The sequence below is a fragment of the Mucilaginibacter sp. P4_D1 genome (genome assembly GCF_056401935.1).
Window position 1 is genome coordinate 97157 of sequence record NZ_JBFUIJ010000023.1, and the last position, 6156, is coordinate 103312.

The 6156-nt window shown below is 42.8% G+C and carries 7 protein-coding genes; 1 reads left to right on the forward strand and 6 read right to left on the reverse strand.

What is annotated here, in order from left to right; translation table 11 throughout:
* Positions 1-18 precede the first annotated feature (18 nt).
* Positions 19-348 carry a YbjQ family protein gene (locus AC1DV1_RS19055; RefSeq protein ID WP_090652012.1) on the forward strand — a complete coding sequence of 110 codons (330 nt, stop codon included), beginning with the start codon at positions 19-21 and terminating at the stop codon, positions 346-348.
* Positions 349-444: 96 nt separating this feature from the next.
* Here AC1DV1_RS19055 and AC1DV1_RS19060 read toward each other — a convergent pair whose 3' ends face one another.
* The 6 genes from AC1DV1_RS19060 to AC1DV1_RS19085 all read right to left on the reverse strand — a co-directional run bounded on the left by AC1DV1_RS19060 (position 445) and on the right by AC1DV1_RS19085 (position 6113).
* On the reverse strand, positions 445-642 hold the full coding sequence (locus AC1DV1_RS19060; protein WP_147052093.1) for a hypothetical protein: 198 nt from the start codon (positions 640-642) through the stop codon (positions 445-447).
* 34 nt (positions 643-676) lie between these two features.
* Entirely contained in the window at positions 677-1168 is a 492-nt protein-coding gene (locus AC1DV1_RS19065; protein ID WP_477362108.1) for a hypothetical protein, read from the reverse strand.
* Between the two features lie 260 nt (positions 1169-1428).
* Positions 1429-1617, reverse strand: a complete 189-nt coding sequence (locus AC1DV1_RS19070) for a hypothetical protein (RefSeq protein ID WP_295716248.1) — start codon at positions 1615-1617, stop codon at positions 1429-1431.
* Positions 1618-2041: 424 nt separating this feature from the next.
* Positions 2042-2641: a GIN domain-containing protein gene (locus AC1DV1_RS19075; protein WP_477362110.1), complete on the reverse strand. Its 600-nt coding sequence runs from the start codon at positions 2639-2641 to the stop codon at positions 2042-2044.
* A gap of 269 nt (positions 2642-2910) precedes the next feature.
* On the reverse strand, positions 2911-4803 hold the full coding sequence (locus tag AC1DV1_RS19080; protein WP_477362112.1) for a RecQ family ATP-dependent DNA helicase: 1893 nt from the start codon (positions 4801-4803) through the stop codon (positions 2911-2913).
* Positions 4804-4943: 140 nt separating this feature from the next.
* A complete protein-coding gene (locus tag AC1DV1_RS19085) occupies positions 4944-6113 on the reverse strand; it encodes an alpha/beta hydrolase-fold protein (RefSeq protein WP_477362114.1) in 1170 nt (389 codons plus the stop codon).
* Positions 6114-6156 lie beyond the last annotated feature (43 nt).

A 6156-nucleotide genomic window follows, 5' to 3' on the forward strand; every position in this document is an offset into this window, starting at 1 on the left:
CATAAACTAAATAAAACAATGGATACTTCGCTTATTACAACCAGTACCGGGTTAGACGGGTACCGGATAGTTAAACATTTAGGTGTTGTACGTGGTATTACCGTACGCAGCCGCAGCGCCCTGGGCAATATTGCCGGTGGTTTTCAGTCGCTTTTTGGCGGCAGGCTTTCTATTTATGTCGAGCTTTGCGAAAATGCACGTGAAGAGGCTTACCAGCTTTTAATTCAGCATGCACAGGCTATTGGGGCAAATGCCATTATCAACATGCGTTACGATGCTAACGAAGTAATGCAGGGCATTACCGAAGTATTGGCATACGGTACTGCTGTTGTGGTTGAAAAAGTTTGATTAACGCATTAATACAACAGCCCAAAGTGTTAAGCTACAAGTTAAATTCAGCTTAAGACTTTGGGCTATACCGTTTATTGTAAGGTTAGCGCTACGCTAATTAAAATACGATAGCGGAATTGTACGCCACAGTCCATGGGCAAGATGGCCAATCAGTAATTCGTACACCAGGTAAACCGGCCAGATCAGGTAATGAATAAGCAATAAAATAGGCGAATGGTTATAATGCCAACTGATCATGAGTGTATACAAACCTAATACGAGATAAAGTATGCTGGTGTCCCTGGTCTTCATTTTTTGATGGTGATAATTTTATCTAAATTAATAATTACTTACAATTTTTCATATTGTAAATTACGTTATAAGCAGCCGCGCTGTTGGTTTGCTGCCTGCCGGTTTTAGGGTTATAAGCGTATGGCTTTTGTGCAAGCGCATTTCCGCGAAGCTGAAATTCAACAGCCATGGTGTCGGCGCTGCCTTCCTGGTTAAAGCTCCATATAGCCTTAATGGCGTTACCTGCCAGCGTACCTGTTAACGTTCCCTTGCGGGCGTCTTTCTCCTTCGGCGTCCAGTTCATATTGCCGGTAACTTTATCGCCATTTATATAAATACTTACAAGTGTAGTATCCTGTGCCTTGTTGCCTTCCGTATAAAAAAAGCAATACCGCATGTTTACAGCTGGGGCATTGGCCGCGCTGGCCAGTTGCGTATCTGCAGGCTGAAGTGTTGAAACTGTTGTATCATCATTGGCAGCATTGCGCCCGCCAGAACAGGATGCAAGCAAAGCAAAACAAGCAAGCAAGTAAAAATTAATTTTCATAGCAGTTTAATCGTAGGTGTTTTTTAGGTACGACAATTAAAAACTAAAAAGGTTCAATTTAAATATTGCAGAATTTTGAAGTGTCATTTGCGATAGTCAATCTTTTCAATGCCAATCGCTGAAAAATTTTACCGCCAACAGATTGGTGCGGTAAGTAACGATAACAAATGCTAAATGGGGAGTAATTTAGCCGTTACAATTTTTTATGTAGTGTAAACATTCCTTGTGTTACACTACATAATATTGTAAGGCAGGCGAGGTTATACTTTTTTTTCGGGGGGAGTAGATACAATTTCGCCAAACTCGTTCACGTAAGCCATCATGCTTTCCAGATCGCTGCCGCCGCCGTTTTGCTGACGCTCCTGTTTACGTTGTTCTTTATCCTCTTTTTTTTTCTGACGATTTTTTTCGAGTTGTTTTTTCATGAAGGTTGCCTGAGATTTAGCCATGCTTATTAAAATTTAGTTAAACAATGCGCATTTCCTGGTTTACACCTGTATCAATCTGATCAACTGAAATAACATTCAGTATCGGTAACACATGAAGAGGATCTCATTAATTAATTTCCGGGCAGCAACGGTATCAGCGGGGATAAAATGAACCCTGATCAATAAAATTGACAGTGGGTGGCTATGAGGAAATAGCTATAATTTTCCGTTATTATGCAAATATACGATTTTTTAGCACATTTCATTGGTTCATTGTCATTGGTCATTGGTCATTGGTCATTGGTCATTGGTCATTGGTCATTGGTCATTGGAACGCGGGCATGCCGGGCAAAAGCTTAAGCTACAATAAAAAAGTTCATCGGCCCTGACTGGTAATTCAACCAGACAAGACCAATGAACTAATGAACCAGTGAACCAATGAACATTATAGGCCTGCATATTCGGTGGATTTGGCTGGTGCACCGGTTAATTTATCGGTAGCAGTTTCGGTTACCAGGTATGTTCTGTTAACGCTTGATGCTATGTTGTGTACAAGGCTGTATTCGGTTACATTGCCACTTAAATTTGCTTTTGAACGATCATTCATGGTAACGCGGGTGCTGTAAGCGTCTAATTTTAAATCGGCAGATGCGTTGTTGTATAATTTAACATCGAGTTCTATGGCAGATAGGTTTCCGAAAGATTTAATTTCGGCATTATCATAAGCGGTTATTGAAGATAGCTCTTTTGCAGTAACCCAAACAACCAATTTTTCGGTTTTGTATGATGAAATTCTCAATACACCTTTTTTTGATTGTACCAAAGCACTTTCGGTATAATATTGGTTGTAAACCTTTACCTGGTCGGCTGCGCCGGTAGTAACGTATACCTGTACGTTACCGTAAACTTCTATTTTATTGATGTTGCTGATATCTGTTAAAACCACGCCTTTATTGTTGCTGTTATCTACAGCTGCGTAAGTTGAATTTGTGATGCCCAATACGGTAACTATTACTGTAAAAATGGCTATTAAGTTAGTTTTCATGGTATTAATATTTTGATTGTCAAGTAATTATTTTTGTTATTTTTTAAATACACCTATATGACGATCTCCAATAAAAATCGTTACAGCCGTTTCCGGTGTATTAGTTGTACGCAGGTTTTTTGTCGGTGAAGTGTATAATTTACACGGTGAATTGTGGGAGAATTTTTGTTACCAGGAGCGAGTTTCGAGTACCTGGTCGCAGAAATTTACATGATGACTAATGACAGCGCAGCAAATGACCAATGACAGCGAAGCGAAATGACCAATGACTATAAGTAATACTTCTCGCCGTCTGTTTTTATTTTCCCGGCATCAAGCAGCAGGCGGATGGTTTCAATTTTATCTTTTTCGGTACCGATGTTGATGGTAGTTATCAATGTGCCGATATCGGGGGTTGAGATGCTGAGCAGTTGTACAACCTCGTTGGTAATGTTGTCAAAAAGTTCATCTTCGTTTTTGTGGCGCTTTTCGTCAAGGCAAACATCGCAGATGCCACATTTGCGGGCGTTGGGCTCATCAAAGTAAGCCAGCAACATTTGGCTGCGGCACTGTTTATGAACAGCGTACGCAAAAACCGCCTCCATTTTTTGGCGATAGGTTTCCTTACGCTCCTGGATGTAGTTTTTATTGATAAACAGCCTGTTTGATTGCTGCCGTGCTTTTAAATAAGTAACCTGTGGCTTATCTGTTTGCTGCAGGTAGCTTATTAAGCCAAACTGCTGCAGCTGTAACAACCCTTCAACAACCTGCTGAACGCTCAATGTTGTACGTCTTGACAGGTCATATTCCTTTATTTTAACATAATTTTCAAAGGCGCCACCGTACGACCGCAACAGCGTTTTAATAAAGGGGTCCCAACCGGCATTCTGGATCTGGAAATTGTACAGCACCTCGTTAACCACCTCAAACCTGAACCGCGATGGCAGAAAAACACTTTCATTGAACGACAGATACTCGTCTTTTTCCAAAAACTTTAGGGCATTTAGCGTTTTTATAGCATCCAGCTTAAAACGGCTGCAAAAGGCACCCAGGTCCAAATCAAAGCTGAGGCCTTCGCCTGCATCGTATGCCAGTTGATAGTAGTTGGCCAGGCAATGGTAAACGTGCTTTATTTCATCAACAGTTGGAAAATTAAGTTCAAACAACTTTTCCTGCCGCAGCCTGTCGGCATGCGTATATAGTAATACGCCATAAGCCTTTTGCCCGTCGCGGCCTCCCCTGCCGGCTTCCTGGTAATAGGCTTCCAGGCTTTCGGGCATATCCTTATGAATAACAAACCTAACGTCGGGCTTGTCAATACCCATCCCAAAAGCATTGGTGGCCACAATTACCTGCGTACGGTTATTTTTCCAGTCCTCCTGGCGGTCAGCCCGTTCGTCCATGGGCAGGCCGGCGTGGTAAAAATCGGCCTTGATGCCATTTTCGTTGTAATACCTGGCAATTTCGGCGGCATCCTTGCGGCTGCGTACATAAACAATACCGCTGCCTTTAACCCCTTTGGCAATATCCAGCATCCGCCTGAATTTATTTTCGGCATCCTGAACAACATAGCTGATATTGCTGCGCTCAAAACTTTGCTGGTAGATAACAGGATTTTTAAATTGCAGCTTATCCTGGATATCCTGTTTAACATCAGCCGTGGCCGTTGCGGTAAGGGCAAGCACAGGCACATTGGGATGCAATTGGCGTAAATCGGCAATGTGCAGGTACGGGGGGCGAAAATCATAGCCCCATTGCGAGATACAGTGCGCTTCGTCAACCGCTATCAGGTTAACCTTCATGTATTTTATCCGTTCCTGAACCAGCTCTGATAACAGCCGCTCGGGCGATAGATATAAAAATTTAACGGTGCCATAAATACAATTATCCAGTGCCAGGTCAATCTCGCGCCTGCCCATGCCCGATACGATGGCTACGGCATTAATACCCTTATCTTTCAGGTTTTCAACCTGGTCTTTCATTAGGGCAATCAGTGGAGATATGACGATGCAAACACCCTCCTTGGCTAACGCGGGCACCTGGAAACAAACAGATTTACCCCCGCCTGTAGGTAGCAAGGCCAAAGTATCATGACCTAATAAAACAGATTTGATAATCTCGGCCTGCATCGGCCTGAAATGATCATGGTTCCAGTACTGTTTTAATATTTCTTCTATGGTCATGTGTTGAGTCGGAAAGTCCGTAAGTCAGCAAAGTCCGTAAGTCCGGAAAGTCCGAAAGATAATAAATGTCGGTCAGGTACAATGTCGTGGTTTACAAAAAAAGTAAAAATTGCCAGATATCCCGAACCTTAGATCTGAGGCTACTTCCGGACTTTCCCGACTTTCGGACTTTCCGACTCTATCAACCAATTGTAAAACTCAGGCCAGTCGCCGTGCCATTGTTTTTCGTTGTGGCTGGCACCTTTGATGATAGTTACGGGGGCGTTTTCGGGCTTAGCACCCTTGTCCTTTATTATCCTAGCCATTTTTTGCATATCGGCAACCATGTCTTCACTTTCGGCATCGCCGCAAACAAAATAAAAACGGGTTTTATTGCTGATAGTTTTCTGTTTAGCCAAATCGTAAATTGGGGGCGCTATCCAAAAAGCGGGCGAAAATACGCCGACGTTGCCAAACACGCCCGGATATTTTAATGTGGCATACATTGATATCAGCCCTCCCATCGAACTGCCTGCTACTGTTGTATGTTTTGCATCGGCCATGGTTTTATAATGTGTATCAATGTAGGGTTTCAACGTTTTTGCCAGGAACTCCACATAATCATCGCCGCGTCCTTTGCCATATTTTGAGTCGTAAGGATCGTATTCGGTGATCCTAAAACCGCCGCCATGATCAATTCCCACTATAATACATTGCTTTTGTGGTGATACTTTATCCAGCAATTCGTCAATCCCCCACTCCCCATAGCCGCTGGTATAATCATCAAAAAGGTTTTGCCCGTCGTGCATATAAATAACCGGGTACCTTTTTTTCGATGAAGTATAATTTACAGGCAGGTAAATCCAAATGCGGCGTTCCCTGTTCAGCTGTGGCATCACAAATTTATCGCTGATAATATGCACCTGTGCGGTAGCTGTATGTTTCTTTTCCGCAGGGGCAAAATTATCCTGCCAGGCGGCAACATCTAAAACTATCGTGGTATCGCCGGTAATTATAAGGCTGCGGTTATCGGCCGGCTTGCCGGTTACAGTGCATTCCACTTTATCCCAGCTGCCGCGGGTTATTTTGTAGTTATAAATACCTTTAGGCATCGTTGTTAAAAGCTGGTAGCGTCCATTGCCATCCGGAATCAGTTTCCAGGCGCTATCGGCCGGGTTCCAACCATTAAAATTACCTGCCAAAAACAGGCCTTCGGATGAGCCTTTCAAGAGTGCTATTTTACCCGTTTTGAAGGCTGTTTTTACCTGCCCGAAAAGCAAAAAAGTTTGGGCAAAAACCCAAAACGCGCAGAAAAATATTTTTTTTATCATTATTAATTGTTTTATTGACAATTGTTTTCCGGGAACGTTCCCG

What these genes read in the sequence shown, in the direction of transcription:
- AC1DV1_RS19065 (WP_477362108.1), bottom strand. Translation starts at nt 1,168, where the DNA reads ATGAAAATTAATTTTTACTTGCTTGCTTGTTTTGCTTTGCTTGCATCC.
- AC1DV1_RS19085 (WP_477362114.1), bottom strand. Translation starts at nt 6,113, where the DNA reads ATGATAAAAAAAATATTTTTCTGCGCGTTTTGGGTTTTTGCCCAAACT.
- AC1DV1_RS19055 (WP_090652012.1), top strand. Translation starts at nt 19, where the DNA reads ATGGATACTTCGCTTATTACAACCAGTACCGGGTTAGACGGGTACCGG.
- AC1DV1_RS19080 (WP_477362112.1), bottom strand. Translation starts at nt 4,803, where the DNA reads ATGACCATAGAAGAAATATTAAAACAGTACTGGAACCATGATCATTTC.
- AC1DV1_RS19070 (WP_295716248.1), bottom strand. Translation starts at nt 1,617, where the DNA reads ATGGCTAAATCTCAGGCAACCTTCATGAAAAAACAACTCGAAAAAAAT.
- AC1DV1_RS19075 (WP_477362110.1), bottom strand. Translation starts at nt 2,641, where the DNA reads ATGAAAACTAACTTAATAGCCATTTTTACAGTAATAGTTACCGTATTG.
- AC1DV1_RS19060 (WP_147052093.1), bottom strand. Translation starts at nt 642, where the DNA reads ATGAAGACCAGGGACACCAGCATACTTTATCTCGTATTAGGTTTGTAT.